Below are 12,460 nucleotides of genomic sequence, written 5' to 3'. Positions count from 1 at the left end.
TTTTTTTATTGCAAAATTTTATATGGAAAGGATGATAAAATGGCTCTTTTAAAAGATTATAATGAATCTAAAAAAGAATGGGAAGGAATGGGAGCTGGGTATATTGCTAATTCTGATGGGAGTAATAAATATACTCCCAACGATATAAAGACAATTGAAGATAATATTGATACTCATGAAAAAGATTATATACTCCATGCAGGATATGGTACTGCTAGTGGGACTAATGCTAAGGTGATAACTCTTAGCCCTGCACCTACCTCATATAAAGAAGGTATGACAGTAGCTTTTAAAAATACAACTCAAAACTCTGGCGCAGTAACTATAAATGTTAATGGACTAGGTGCTAAGACTGTATTAAAAAGCAATGGTAATGCATTGTCTAGTGGCAATCTAAAAGCTAATAGTATTTATACCGTTAGATATAATGGTACGTCTTTTATCTTACAGGGTGAAGGGGGTGAGTATGGAACAGCCCTAGCAAGTGACGTACTAACTGGAAAGACAATAGGTACAGAAGAAGGGATAGTAACTGGAACAATGCCCAATCGTGGAGCACCAGCTCAGACAATAACTACTCAAGGGGGTCAGTACAATATATCTCCCGGGTATTATAGTGGTGGTAGTGTTAAGGCACAATTTACTAATTTAACGTCGAGAAATGTAAGGGATGGTGTTAATATTGGAGGAATTGTTGGGACATATAAAGGTGAAAGCATCCAATTGGTGGCTTATGATGTTATCGATAGCTTTTTTTGGGCTGCCGGTGTAACTACAAAACAACGTATAATACCAGCAAGTGCTAATATAGCGAACAAGATATTTTTGACATTTAATGCTTCACAAGGCAGTGACCCTCGTTATGGTTTAGAACTCCCTATACCTTTTACTGGCAAACAATTATATTCTGAAAATAAGAATTACTCCCCTAGTCTTAAAGAGTACGTAACTAAAATTGAACACTCAGGTAATAATATAATTATAACGTTCACTAGAGAAGGTTGGACTACAGTAGGTATGAATAGAGTTATAGCTATGATAGCATATTCTTAATACTTCCACATTAAGAATAAAAACATTAATATTGGAAAGGGTCAATAATTTAATTTCATAATATCAATCCTTTCTATTTGTATAGCTCAGTAACTATATTTTCTGATTTTATTAAAACATATAAAGGAGAGATGAGAATGAGTAAAGTATTACATTATTACGCAAAAATTAATGAAAACGATGTCTGTTATGGCTTCGAAAGTTTAACTAAAAAATTCAGAGAGGATGAAAAACCTTCTAATTTGGTATATCTTCCAGATTACAATGAGAGTGTATTGTGGAGGAAGTGGGATACTGATTTAAGGGCTTGGTCTGGGGAAACCTATGAGCCTAGTACAGATACTATCTTACAGGACAAAGTGGAACAATTAGAAGAAGAAAATCAACAACTATCAAGTCAAGTAAATAGCTTAGAATCTACTTTACAAAATGTAAATGCTACAAATGAAACTTTAGTTCAATCCATAGCAGAATTAACAGCTATGATTGCAACAATGCAAACACCATAATTACAGGTGTTATTTTTATGTTTGAAAGGTGGTGAATGATAGTGATATTAACTAGAAACAGTGGATTAGTCAAGGTATGGGTAAGTTTAGTTTTGAACCCTAATAGCAACTACGAGTTAGAAGACGTGCCAGCATTATTTAATTTAAGAGAAGTAGTTATAGAGGTGGTAAATGATACGAATTAAAAGAGGGGTCTTTCATACTCTTCTTTTGTCGGAGGTGTCAGATGGATGAAAATTTAAATATTTTAAAAGATGTGTTCGAATATCTTGGCAAAGCCTTTACAGGTAAAAAGCCTATGTTGGGTGCTGTCTTAGGAACTATAGGTTATATCCTATTCCCTGTCCCCTTTTATCGTATGTCCTTTGTTGCTGTATTAGCTGCAGCTAGTTGTGATGTTTTAACTAAGATGTATTCACTATGTAAGCAATATGATGGATATAAAAATGCTGTTAAATTAAAGAAAATATTTAGTAAAACTCTATGGAAAGGCACCGAAGTGAAAATCGTGTCATACTTAACTGTAGCTGTTCTTACTGGTCTTTCTTATAGAGTTGTCTACCTAGAGCAAATGGGAATATTTATCGCATCCTTTGTTTATTCTGTAATGTTTATGAGAGAATTTCAATCTAATATAGAGAATTTAATTGAAGCTGGTGCTGATTTAGACTGGCTTCTTTTATTTAGTAAAAAGAAAAATAAAGAACTTATGGAGCCTTATGAGGAAAAAACTTCTAAAAAAGAGGTGAATGATTATGAAGAAAGAATTTAGAATATTAGATTTTAATCAACTAAAAAAAGAATTAGATAGATATAAATTTAAACAACTCCATATACATCATACTTGGAAGCCTGAACATAAGGATTTTAGAGGTAATAATCACATAACTATGCAACAAGGAATGTACAATTATCACGTAAATAGTAATGGTTGGCAGGATATTGGACAACACCTAACCCTATTCCCTGATGGTAAATGGGTAACTGGTAGACCTTTCAATATTGCCCCTGCTTCTATTAAAAATTGGAATACTGGAGCCTTAGCTGTAGAAATGATAGGCAATTTTGATACAGGCAATGACAAATTAGATGGTAAACAGAAAGAAGAAATATTATTGCTTATAAAATACTTCATAGATAAATATGGAGAACAATCTATTAAATTTCATAGAGAAGGTCCAGGAGTTACTAAAACCTGTCCTGGTACATCACTTGACAAATCTAAATTAATTCATGAAGCTAAAAATTTAGGGAAGGTGAATAATATGGCTAAATTAGAGAATTGGCAAAAGGTTCAAGGTGAAAAAGCTTTGGATTCACTTAATAAGAAAAAAGATAATGATGGTAATCCAATTGTAAATAGTCCTGAAGATTGGAAAACGAAACTTAGCGAGAATATACCAGGTTGGTTATTCTGGTCAATAATTGACAGAATTTCTAAATAAGAAAGGTGGATTTTAAAATGATAGATATAATAAATAATGAATATTTAACTTTAATACTAATTCCTATTTTAATAGGTGTTTTAGAAGTTATTAAAAAATCCGATCTATTCAATCCTAAATTCATACCTATAGCTAGTCTTGTCTTAGGCATCTTGCTAGGTATTATATTTACTGGATTCAATGTCAAAGATGGGATTATTGCAGGACTTTTTATTGGATTATCTGCTGTAGGTCTCTACTCAGGAACCACTAATGCTATTGAAGGAATTAAGGCTAGGGAGTAATCCCTAGCCTTTTATTTATTCATAGCAACAATTATAGGTAAAGAAAAAAACCAGTATAAAACTGGCTATTATGTTGACCTTATTTTTTATTACAATAAATACTTTATTGCTGACCTAAATGTCATAACTACTCCTAGGGCTAATCCTATCACACCCACTAATAAAATTATTGATACATTTCTCCAATTTATTTTTTCTTTCATGGAATCACCTCTAAGAGATATATTCTACAAATGTTTTGGAAATCCTTCTTTAACCTAGTTCAAATTTAATCATAAATTATTTGTACTCGATATCCAATTCAAATTCCTTATCACATACTGTACATTTTGGCTTGGTACCATCTAGTTTTAATACTTGTTCGCATTCACAAACCGAACAATATCTCTTTACCTCTCCGTCTTTGAATTTCTTCTCAATTTTTTTAGCGAATTGTTCTGCAAGTAATTTTTGAAGTTCATTATAATTTCTAGCTGTTCCCATAGATTATCTCTCCTTTCTTACTTTATATACTTCTACACAAATCCTCAAAATCCTCTATTTATTTATCGCAAGTTTCGACAATATTCTTATGGGCATAGAAAAAGAAGGGACACTCCCTTCTATTATGCAATATTTATTATACTTTATTGTTTAAAAATATTTTATTTATAATAAATTGCTCATGTTGTCATTAACTAATTTTTCAATTATCTTTTTTTCTATAAGTTCTTTTTTTAAATGATTTTCATATTTAGGAATCTCATTCGCTACAATATAGTTATGGACAATTTTGATACATTCCTTAAATTCTTTTAAAATTGGATCCATAATAGTAAGCTGTTCTAAACCTCCACAGCTTAATGTTATTTCATTTGAACTGTCAATATGAATATTCACACTATATAGTCCCAGCAATTCCTTTTCATTGTGTACGATATATGTATTCCTTAATTCAATAATATAATTATGTGTTTCTAAATACTGTTCATTGATTCCTCTGAAAAATTTGGCAGGCTTTAGTGTGGGTTTATTTTTCGTTGCGGTAAACCATTTAGTATATAGTATAATCGCATAATGAAGATGTGACTTTGATAGCTTAGCTTCTTTTATAAAATGTTGCTTATTTGAATCTTCTTCTAAATTTGGAATCTTATTATTAAACTCTACAACAGAGTTTATTAGAAAATATGCCTCAGCTAAATCTAACCGTATTACATTGTAATCTCTAAATTTTCTATAATTATTAAGCAAAATTTTATCTTCATTTAATAAAAAATCTTCATTCAATTCAATATACATTTATTTTTCACTCCTTTTGTTTCAATGCCATTATACCATACTTGTCCATAATATATAATAAGAAAAAGGCCCACCCATTAATTCTAGGTGAACCTAATACTTGTTATGTTCAGCTAATTATCATGCAATATTTTAATTCTACTTAAATCCACCGAATCAGATATGCCTTCATAATATGGACTTTCAGCAACTATTACCCCATCATCATAGAGTTTCCCTTTGCAGATTTGACCTTTAGAAAAAACCTTGACGAATCTACCCCAATCATCCCAATAAATGTCTTCGGTGACCTCAAATTCTATCCATTCAAATTTAGCCATTTTAATCCTCCTATCTACGACACATAATAAACATTATATTCATATTAATTTCCACATTATTTGTGTATAAACTGAAACTCATTAACATCATCTCTTAATGTAGCAACTCTATTTTCTTCGTTTAGGTAAAATGCATCTAGTTCGGTTATTTTATTTTCTTTCCAAAATATCGCTATACTCAAGCAATTATAAACTGTATCTTTATAAATCATTTTATAACCAGTCATATCAATTCCCATTTCAATCCTCCTATATTATTCTTAATTGACCGTTCATATCTTCTACCACAGTACCAATTGGTTTGTAGTCTACCCCTAAATAGTCCAATATTTCTCCCATCTTCAAATTATTGATACAATTATATATAAATTACTGTACAAGTATATCCGTGTCTCTTTCCCCATTTTTTATTAATTCTTTTCTTATTATGGATCCTATTTTGTTTAAATTCTAAGTCTACCACTTCATGGCCTAGTGGCATATTTAAAAATACTTCTCTTACTATTTCCTCTATGCTACCTTTTACAGTTAGCTTTTTAGGGAAGAACTTTTCTTTAAATTCATCTGATACTGTCACATCCATTGCAAAACTTGTATCTCCTGCATAAGGTACTATTGGCTCATAAGCACTTATATCTTCTGTGGCAACAGTTATATCAGCTACACCTTTTAACTCTGTTCTTTCCCCTGTATTTGGGTCAATCATGTATATATTTTCTACATCTAATTTATCGATTGGCATTAATCATTCCCCCCATAGTATGGATCATATGGATATTTATCTTCTTCAGGTACCATCTGGAATTCTTCTTCCTTCTCCCATTCAAGATATGGCTCTGGCAGTGGTTTCCAAGCTATGACATTATAATCATCTGATATAGATCTTTGCATATCAAACCAACTCCCATTGTCATCAATACTAAGAGCAGTGGGTACTACTGCATCCTTAATCATTGCAATAAATTCAATAGGCTCCCCATCTTCATATTGCCTAACTTCTGGCAATCTTTCGCTTACTGGAATCCATTTATCGTTTAATTGCTTTTCTAATGCTTGTATTGCTATATCTAAAGCCTTTACATCTTCTGCCCAAGGGTCATTAGGAGCATGTTCTATCTTTATCTGCCCTTTGCATCTCTCCCGTAAATCTAATAGTTGATTTATTCCATCTTGATAATCCATTAATCATTCCTCCTTCATTACCTCTAAATCACAATTCCACTTCTTATTAAATTCCTGAACTTTGCATTTTATAAGATTTTCATATTCTGCTAATTCTTCTTTACTTTTTATTAAACTATACACAACCGAGGTTCCCTTTTTAGTAGTTTTATTAATTCTTTTAACCTTATAACCCTTCTTTAATTCATTTAGATATATTAAGAGCATGGTATAGTCATAACCTTTAGCATCTTTCCTTTGAAAATCTAAGTTTATACCTGAATAAGTCTTTGTAAATTCCATACATATAGCACTCATAAAATCCCCCCTAACAAATATCTTTCTTATATTGGGTATTCCCTAGCAACTGCTCTGCTTTTTCTTTAGTTCTCTAATTTCCGTTTCTTGCTCATTAACAATTTCCACAAGTTCATTAATTTTATCTATTGCTATATTTAACGCTTTTCCTAACCTTCTAACATCTTCCCTTGAGTCATGAAATATTCCAGTACTGCTTGATTTTCTTATTCCAATGTTTAATTCCTTAATCATTACCTCAGCTCCTTTTCTTGACTTTATCTTGTAAACACTCTCAGATATGACAGGGATATAATCAACACAACTACTCCCAACATTGTATTAAACTTGAAACTTATAACGGTCAATAATCCCATAGTAGCTATTGCAAGTAAAGGAAGCGTGATATTGAAAATAAAACCTGCTATTATATCCAGTAAAATTGATAATCCTTCTAAGGTATTGAATATTTTCTCTTTCATTATCACTCTTCACCTTCTATCCATTTCTTTATTTTCTCTATTTCCTTGTCCAACTCTTCATCTGTGTAAGTTTCCAACTCTCCCCATATCTTGTCGAACTCCTCTAAAGATGGATTCTTATAACCATGAATATATGAAATCTTTTCTTCCCTTGATTTTTTCTTTTTATAATCACAGTAATCTTTATTTGTATATCTATCTATTTCTGTTGGGTCAAATGGCTTACTGCAATGAGGACAATGTGGCATTAATCCCTTTATATACTCATTCTGTAAAGTCCTAAATTGATTCATCCTGAACCTCTTGGTATGAAGTTGGTTTATTTCTTTTACATATTCCTCCTTCATTTCTATTGCTTTATTCCGTTCCTTATTGAGCCTAATTTTTTCCTCGTTATACCATTCTATATTTTCAGATAACCCTACTAAGGCATCGAATGGATGAATATAAGCATTACATTTAGTGCATTGAACTAATTTATTAGTTGTATCTATTTCATATTGGGGTGGTTTGCACTTACATATTTTCTGTGCATTTCTATTTATTCTCATTATTTGAAAGTCTATTGGCTTGTTATTAGTTGGTTTGTCCATTGATTTTATCCTCCTTTCTATAAATACAAATACAAGCTATTGACAAATTATATTAATCTGATAATATTATACACATAGCATTCAATATGCATCTGTAGCTCAACTGGACAGAGCATCCCCCTGCTAAGGGGAAGGTTGTGGGTTCAAATCCCACCAGCAAATTACATACTTTGTATGTTTTTATAAAACCGCATCTTGCGGTTTTTTTGTTATTTAATTACTCCCAGTGTTTATCGATAAAATTTTCTTCTTAACTTATTTCTTCTAAAGGTTCATTATTTATACATAATTCTGGTAAATTAGCTCTAACCAAGTTTTCTGCAAATGGAGGAGGTACTGCATTACCACATCTTGCTACTTGCTGTGTTTTTGGATAACTCTTTCCTGTGTAGTCATGGTCTATGATGTAATCATCTGGAAATCCTTGAGCCTTAAATAACTCATGTGGTTGTAACATTCTCATTCCTATATCTACTATTCGATAATCTTCTCCCTTGATAGTTACAAGTCCAAATTTATCCTTAGTTGTTATTGTGTGTAATGGACTATTTAAGGATTGTCCTATTTCAGTTCCATAATATTTTATTAAAAATGCTTTCACCAGTGCGTTATGGTCTGTTGTAGTTACTGTGTGAAGTGGTTCATCTAATCCAGAACCTGCTCCCTTATATCCACCACCGTAATGTTTAGCAATAAATGCAGTAACAAGTCCAAATCTATTAGCTGTAGGTATTGTAGCTATAGGTTCATCTAGTTTCTGTCCTCTCACTTCACTATCTGTAGTTTCTGTATAATAGGTTGCTAGATATGGAGTAACTAAACAATGCTCTGCCTTAGTTGTAATAGTTGTTAATGGACCATCTAATTCATATTGAAGTCCATCTCCTGCAAATCCAATCTGGCCTATTCTTACGATAAATGGTGAAGGATTATCGATTACAAACTTTTGAAATCCTCTTGCTATTCTTTTAAGAGTATTTTCTGCTAATGGTTTTTTCCTGGTAAAGATACTGGGACATTGAATACTCCAATCTATACATTCTGCTGCTGTTCTCCAAGGTTTTAACATTCCCATTCTAGCTTCAATCTGCTCTGGGTCGCCGTGAGTTGGTTCAGGCCATACTATTTTCTTTCCATCACATCTAGCAATCATAAAGAATCTTTTTCTAGTAGTTGGTGCTCCATAATCACAGGCTCTAAGTTCCCGATATTCCAACTTATATCCTAGTCCTTTTCTCAAGGCATCTGCCTGTTCACTATTCAGGTCAATTTTTAGAAATTCACAACACTCCCTAAGTACATCATCATTCTTTACTCCTTTAGTAAGAATTCCTATAAAACCTCTGAATGTAACCCCCTTTTTACTTATGTCTGGATAAAGTTTACCTTCATTATTCATCTTTAATGGTCCCCAAGTCTGGAATTCTTCTACATTTTCCAGCATTATAGCCCTTGGTCTAGTTTCTAGTGCCCATTTTACTACCACCCACGCAAGCCCTCTAACATTCTTATCTACAGGCTTTCCACCTTTTGCCTTGCTAAAATGTTTGCAATCTGGACTAAACCACGCCAAACCTACTGGTTGTCCTTGTGTAGCTTCTAGGGGGTCTACTTCCCATACATCTTCTATATAATGCTTAGTGGTAGGGTGATTGGTCTTGTGCATCTTAATAGCTACTTCGTCATGATTTATTGCTATATCTACACTACGACCTATTGCCATCTCTATACCTGTACTTGCTCCCCCTCCACCTGCGAAATTATCTACTATTAACTCTTTCAAGTTTATCAACTCCAATCGTCATCTAAAAAACTATCACTATAATCTACATCTTCATCTTCTATCCACCAGTCGTACCAACCGTCTACTGTGTCTCTGAAAGGTTCTTCTCCTTTTTCTTCTCTGCGTTTCAAGTATTTAGGTAAAAATCTTGCTATTGCTCTTTTATAGTTTTCTGCAAATTTAGGATACTGTTCTAACTCTTGAATTTTCCTTGAACTCATAGGGCAACCGATACAACCTAGTCTCTTGTATCCTTGGTCATAAAGTTCACAATACTCTATATTCCTGCTTTTCAGATACTCCCAAACATCTTCATCCGACCAGTCAACTATTGGATTTACAACTCTTTTTCCTTTCTGCATACAGTTTTCAAACAATCTTCTATCTTCGTCATTATCATCAAAGAGCTTCTTATCCTCTTTTTTAGCTGTTACTATTTCAAAAGGTCGTCTTGATTTTCTTTTAGTGCTTTCAGCCCAACGTACCCCAGTTACACAAATCCTGCCTTCCCCTCCATGTTCTTTTAAGACCTCACAACAAAATCTTTTTAATCTTGTAGGTAATCCTTTTTCTTCGATAAGTCGAAACATTGATTTTTCATACATATCTCGAATGACATCAGGATAATTTTTTCTCATAAAATAAACTAGTTCAGGATGATCTATTCCAGTTACGTTATAGTGTGCATCAAATTTAACTCCTGCTTCTTTTGCTAAATGATATATTACTTGACTATCCTTCCCACCACTAAATGCTAGGTAATATCCTTCCTCTGGTTCAAATGCTTTTAATCTATCTATAGCAATGGCAACTTTATCTATTATGCCAAACATTGTATTTTCGATTAGTGCCATATTGAGTCATCCTTTCCATATATCTTTTTGTATTCCATCATGTTATACTCAAACTGTGTGTGCTTGTGGAGAAGTCGCCTCGGTCGCCAAACTTTAGTGACTTCCCCTTGCACATATTCTCTAGAGTGGGTCGAATAGGGATACTTGGTTGTTTTCTAATTCTGCTAATTTACAGTTTTTAACTGCTTGGTCGTAGTAACTGTCTTTTAGCTCAACACCTAGTCCCTTTCTTCCCATTTTTATTGCTTGATAAAGCGTACTTGCTATTCCACCAAATGGGTCAAATACTACATCTCCAGGATTGCTATATAGTTCTATACAGTTTTCAATGGTATCTAACTGCAATGGTACTATATGTCTTTCGTCTTTTTCATCTCTTGCTGCTACTGCATTGAGTGTATGGGATTGGTTTATCTCCATCCATACTGGTTCTGCTACCTTCTGCCATTTATCTACTGAATAATCTTCATGTGTGTGTTCTATTGGTTCTGGATTCTCTCCTGGTTTTCTCATTACTATAATGTAATCAGGAAGTCCCATTCTGCTCATTGCACTATCTTTTCTTAATTGCTTATGCAATAGTCCTAGTGCATTGGTTCTAACCATTTCTACTACTGGTGATTTTCTAATAGTAACTCTTGAATGATATATGAAACCTTCATCTTGAAATAATCTAATATTCTCTCCTGGGAAATCTTTTAGACCTATGACCCCGTCTCTTTCCTTCATCATTGGTACATCTACACAATGAATACAAATTAATCTGCCTGGCATTAATGTCCTATATAATTCTTTGATAAGGAATTTATAATGTTCGTAAAACTGTTCATCTGTTTTTGAATTTCCCATATCTAATACACTATTTGAATATGTGTATAGGCTTAGAAATGGTGGACTTGTAACTACTAGACCTATTGAATTGTCTGGGATGCCTTTCATTACTTGAACATTATCCCCATGGTACATAGCCCAATTTTCTCCTATTTCTTGATTTATTACTTTTGTATTTTCCATTTATGCTACCCCCTTTAGCCATTCTGGTAATTTCATTTTTTCTGTTGGATAATATCCTATTGTTTCTTTTGTTGTTCCGTGGATTTCTTCTGTTAATATTTTTTGAGTATGTTTTACCATTTCATTTATCATATTTTCTGCATCTTTTTCTTTTCTTTCTATATTGTCTTTTACTGCTCCTTCTGCTTCACTTGTTACAATGTAGATGTCAACTTCTCTTTTTTGGCCGTATCTGTATATTCTTCTTATAGCTTGATAGTATTGCTCATAACTGTCGGATAACCCTGTGAATACCATCTTGTTGCAATGTTGCCAATTCATCCCAAAACCAAATATCGAGGGCTTGGAAACTAAGTTTTCAACTTTCCCATCTACAAAATCCATTGCTGTATCTATTTTATGTTCTGGTTTATCTGAACCTCTCACTTCTACTGACTTGTCTATTGCATTTTTCAATGCCTTACTTTCATCATTTAAATCACACCATACTACAAATTGTTCATCTGTTGAGTTTACTATCTCGGCTACTTTTGCTACTCTTGTTTCTAGACTATCCCTTCTTGCTTGCCTTCTTTCTTGTAATGTTTGTGCTATTTTAGGAATTAATACAAACGGGTCTTTAGGACTTTCCACTATAATTTCATGTATTCTTAGTTCTGGTAATATGAATCCTTCATCTGAATATCCTAAGTCTGATGGCTTTTGTAACACTACTGCCCATGTTGCTATCCATTCCCAAAATTTATCTTGTGCATGACCTTTTAATCTCCATTTGCCTGTATCTCCTGCATCATGCACAAAGAAGGTTGACAGCATTTCTGTCCTTGTCATTATTCCTGTGAACTCTGCATGATTGCCTATTTCCATATAATCATTAGGGCTTGGTGTTGCACTTGCTGATAATTTATAAGGTGTATCTTTGAACATTTCTATCAATAATGTTCTATATTTCCCTGTAAAGGATTTTAGTATTGAAGATTCATCTAGTATTATTGCTTGGAATTTACTTGGGTCAAAATGTTCTATCATCTCATAGTTGGTTATGTTTATGCCTGTTTTAACATCTTCTTGCTTTCTGCATATATTTACTTGATAATTAAATTTTCTACCCTCTACTACAGTTTGGTGGGCTACTGCCAATGGTGCTACTATTAATGTGTTTCCACCTGTTTCTATGTGTACTTGTTTGGCAAATTCTAGTTCCATATTGGTTTTCCCTGTGCCTGTTCCACTCCATATTGCAGCCTTCCCTTTCTTCAATGCCCACTTAACTATATCTTTCTGATAATCGAATAGTAGAGGATTCAATCTATCTCTATTTACTTCAAACCCACTGCTTTTAGCGGTAATTCTTTTTTCATTCAAAAATTCTATATAATCCATG

At 33.0% G+C, this 12,460-nt stretch carries 20 protein-coding genes; 6 read left to right on the top strand and 14 right to left on the bottom strand.

Going from position 1 to position 12,460, the window contains the following annotated elements:
• Positions 1-39 precede the first annotated feature (39 nt).
• The 6 genes from FYJ83_RS10740 (at position 40) to FYJ83_RS10720 (ending at position 3,291) form a co-directional block, all read left to right on the top strand.
• The gene (locus FYJ83_RS10740; RefSeq protein WP_154440442.1) at positions 40-1,053 is read left to right on the top strand and encodes a hypothetical protein; all 1,014 of its coding nucleotides are present in this window, start codon (positions 40-42) and stop codon (positions 1,051-1,053) included.
• Between the two features lie 137 nt (positions 1,054-1,190).
• On the top strand, positions 1,191-1,562 hold the full coding sequence (locus tag FYJ83_RS10735) for a bZIP transcription factor (RefSeq protein WP_154440440.1): 372 nt from the start codon (positions 1,191-1,193) through the stop codon (positions 1,560-1,562).
• Between the two features lie 41 nt (positions 1,563-1,603).
• The gene (locus FYJ83_RS19680; protein WP_195837986.1) at positions 1,604-1,747 is read left to right on the top strand and encodes a hypothetical protein; all 144 of its coding nucleotides are present in this window, start codon (positions 1,604-1,606) and stop codon (positions 1,745-1,747) included.
• Between the two features lie 41 nt (positions 1,748-1,788).
• On the top strand, positions 1,789-2,334 hold the full coding sequence (locus FYJ83_RS10730; RefSeq protein WP_154440438.1) for a hypothetical protein: 546 nt from the start codon (positions 1,789-1,791) through the stop codon (positions 2,332-2,334).
• A complete protein-coding gene (locus FYJ83_RS10725) occupies positions 2,318-3,007 on the top strand; it encodes a peptidoglycan recognition protein family protein (RefSeq protein ID WP_195837983.1) in 690 nt (229 codons plus the stop codon). Before FYJ83_RS10730 ends, FYJ83_RS10725 begins: the two co-directional genes overlap by 17 nt.
• 17 nt (positions 3,008-3,024) lie before the next feature.
• Positions 3,025-3,291 carry a phage holin family protein gene (locus FYJ83_RS10720; protein WP_154440434.1) on the top strand — a complete coding sequence of 89 codons (267 nt, stop codon included), beginning with the start codon at positions 3,025-3,027 and terminating at the stop codon, positions 3,289-3,291.
• A 279-nt stretch (positions 3,292-3,570) separates the two neighbouring features.
• Here the strand turns inward: FYJ83_RS10720 and FYJ83_RS10715 are convergent, their stop codons facing one another.
• The 14 genes from FYJ83_RS10715 to FYJ83_RS10650 all read right to left on the bottom strand — a co-directional run bounded on the left by FYJ83_RS10715 (position 3,571) and on the right by FYJ83_RS10650 (position 12,459).
• Entirely contained in the window at positions 3,571-3,774 is a 204-nt protein-coding gene (locus FYJ83_RS10715; RefSeq protein WP_154440432.1) for a hypothetical protein, read from the bottom strand.
• Between the two features lie 165 nt (positions 3,775-3,939).
• The gene (locus FYJ83_RS10710) at positions 3,940-4,572 is read right to left on the bottom strand and encodes a hypothetical protein (protein WP_154440430.1); all 633 of its coding nucleotides are present in this window, start codon (positions 4,570-4,572) and stop codon (positions 3,940-3,942) included.
• A gap of 113 nt (positions 4,573-4,685) precedes the next feature.
• Positions 4,686-4,892 (bottom strand): hypothetical protein, encoded by a 207-nt coding sequence (locus FYJ83_RS10705; RefSeq protein ID WP_154440428.1) that lies wholly within the window; start codon positions 4,890-4,892, stop codon positions 4,686-4,688.
• A gap of 56 nt (positions 4,893-4,948) precedes the next feature.
• Entirely contained in the window at positions 4,949-5,131 is a 183-nt protein-coding gene (locus FYJ83_RS10700) for a hypothetical protein (RefSeq protein WP_154440426.1), read from the bottom strand.
• 119 nt (positions 5,132-5,250) lie between these two features.
• A complete protein-coding gene (locus FYJ83_RS10695; RefSeq protein WP_154440424.1) occupies positions 5,251-5,634 on the bottom strand; it encodes a hypothetical protein in 384 nt (127 codons plus the stop codon).
• Positions 5,634-6,074: a DUF551 domain-containing protein gene (locus FYJ83_RS10690; protein WP_154440422.1), complete on the bottom strand. Its 441-nt coding sequence runs from the start codon at positions 6,072-6,074 to the stop codon at positions 5,634-5,636. The genes FYJ83_RS10695 and FYJ83_RS10690 overlap by 1 nt, the downstream gene beginning before the upstream one ends.
• A 3-nt stretch (positions 6,075-6,077) precedes the next feature.
• On the bottom strand, positions 6,078-6,371 hold the full coding sequence (locus FYJ83_RS10685) for a hypothetical protein (protein ID WP_154440420.1): 294 nt from the start codon (positions 6,369-6,371) through the stop codon (positions 6,078-6,080).
• A 42-nt stretch (positions 6,372-6,413) separates the two neighbouring features.
• Complete coding sequence (locus FYJ83_RS10680; RefSeq protein WP_154440418.1) at positions 6,414-6,605, bottom strand: hypothetical protein; 192 nt, start codon at positions 6,603-6,605, stop codon at positions 6,414-6,416.
• A gap of 23 nt (positions 6,606-6,628) precedes the next feature.
• A complete protein-coding gene (locus FYJ83_RS10675; protein ID WP_154440416.1) occupies positions 6,629-6,832 on the bottom strand; it encodes a hypothetical protein in 204 nt (67 codons plus the stop codon).
• Positions 6,833-6,834: 2 nt separating this feature from the next.
• The gene (locus FYJ83_RS10670) at positions 6,835-7,425 is read right to left on the bottom strand and encodes a hypothetical protein (protein WP_154440415.1); all 591 of its coding nucleotides are present in this window, start codon (positions 7,423-7,425) and stop codon (positions 6,835-6,837) included.
• Positions 7,426-7,675: 250 nt separating this feature from the next.
• Entirely contained in the window at positions 7,676-9,208 is a 1,533-nt protein-coding gene (locus FYJ83_RS10665; protein ID WP_154440413.1) for a DNA cytosine methyltransferase, read from the bottom strand.
• A 5-nt stretch (positions 9,209-9,213) separates the two neighbouring features.
• Complete coding sequence (locus tag FYJ83_RS10660) at positions 9,214-10,062, bottom strand: phosphoadenosine phosphosulfate reductase family protein (protein ID WP_154440411.1); 849 nt, start codon at positions 10,060-10,062, stop codon at positions 9,214-9,216.
• A gap of 120 nt (positions 10,063-10,182) precedes the next feature.
• Positions 10,183-11,076: a DNA-methyltransferase gene (locus FYJ83_RS10655; protein ID WP_154440409.1), complete on the bottom strand. Its 894-nt coding sequence runs from the start codon at positions 11,074-11,076 to the stop codon at positions 10,183-10,185.
• Positions 11,077-12,459: a helicase-related protein gene (locus tag FYJ83_RS10650; RefSeq protein ID WP_154440407.1), complete on the bottom strand. Its 1,383-nt coding sequence runs from the start codon at positions 12,457-12,459 to the stop codon at positions 11,077-11,079.
• Position 12,460 lies beyond the last annotated feature (1 nt).

Origin of the sequence: Tissierella pigra (assembly GCF_009695605.1) — a bacterium.
Lineage (GTDB): Bacteria > Bacillota > Clostridia > Tissierellales > Tissierellaceae > Tissierella > Tissierella pigra.
The sequence above is the reverse complement of the archived record's forward strand: the minus strand, read 5'-3'. Positions and strand labels throughout refer to the sequence as shown.

Coding starts and splice junctions, on each gene's coding strand:
- FYJ83_RS10740 (WP_154440442.1), top strand. CDS start 40: ATGGCTCTTTTAAAAGATTATAATGAATCTAAAAAAGAATGGGAAGGA.
- FYJ83_RS10735 (WP_154440440.1), top strand. CDS start 1,191: ATGAGTAAAGTATTACATTATTACGCAAAAATTAATGAAAACGATGTC.
- FYJ83_RS10730 (WP_154440438.1), top strand. CDS start 1,789: ATGGATGAAAATTTAAATATTTTAAAAGATGTGTTCGAATATCTTGGC.
- FYJ83_RS10725 (WP_195837983.1), top strand. CDS start 2,318: ATGAAGAAAGAATTTAGAATATTAGATTTTAATCAACTAAAAAAAGAA.
- FYJ83_RS10720 (WP_154440434.1), top strand. CDS start 3,025: ATGATAGATATAATAAATAATGAATATTTAACTTTAATACTAATTCCT.
- FYJ83_RS10715 (WP_154440432.1), bottom strand. CDS start 3,774: ATGGGAACAGCTAGAAATTATAATGAACTTCAAAAATTACTTGCAGAA.
- FYJ83_RS10710 (WP_154440430.1), bottom strand. CDS start 4,572: ATGTATATTGAATTGAATGAAGATTTTTTATTAAATGAAGATAAAATT.
- FYJ83_RS10705 (WP_154440428.1), bottom strand. CDS start 4,892: ATGGCTAAATTTGAATGGATAGAATTTGAGGTCACCGAAGACATTTAT.
- FYJ83_RS10700 (WP_154440426.1), bottom strand. CDS start 5,131: ATGGGAATTGATATGACTGGTTATAAAATGATTTATAAAGATACAGTT.
- FYJ83_RS10695 (WP_154440424.1), bottom strand. CDS start 5,634: ATGCCAATCGATAAATTAGATGTAGAAAATATATACATGATTGACCCA.
- FYJ83_RS10690 (WP_154440422.1), bottom strand. CDS start 6,074: ATGGATTATCAAGATGGAATAAATCAACTATTAGATTTACGGGAGAGA.
- FYJ83_RS10685 (WP_154440420.1), bottom strand. CDS start 6,371: ATGAGTGCTATATGTATGGAATTTACAAAGACTTATTCAGGTATAAAC.
- FYJ83_RS10680 (WP_154440418.1), bottom strand. CDS start 6,605: ATGATTAAGGAATTAAACATTGGAATAAGAAAATCAAGCAGTACTGGA.
- FYJ83_RS10675 (WP_154440416.1), bottom strand. CDS start 6,832: ATGAAAGAGAAAATATTCAATACCTTAGAAGGATTATCAATTTTACTG.
- FYJ83_RS10670 (WP_154440415.1), bottom strand. CDS start 7,425: ATGGACAAACCAACTAATAACAAGCCAATAGACTTTCAAATAATGAGA.
- FYJ83_RS10660 (WP_154440411.1), bottom strand. CDS start 10,062: ATGGCACTAATCGAAAATACAATGTTTGGCATAATAGATAAAGTTGCC.
- FYJ83_RS10655 (WP_154440409.1), bottom strand. CDS start 11,076: ATGGAAAATACAAAAGTAATAAATCAAGAAATAGGAGAAAATTGGGCT.
- FYJ83_RS10650 (WP_154440407.1), bottom strand. CDS start 12,459: ATGGATTATATAGAATTTTTGAATGAAAAAAGAATTACCGCTAAAAGC.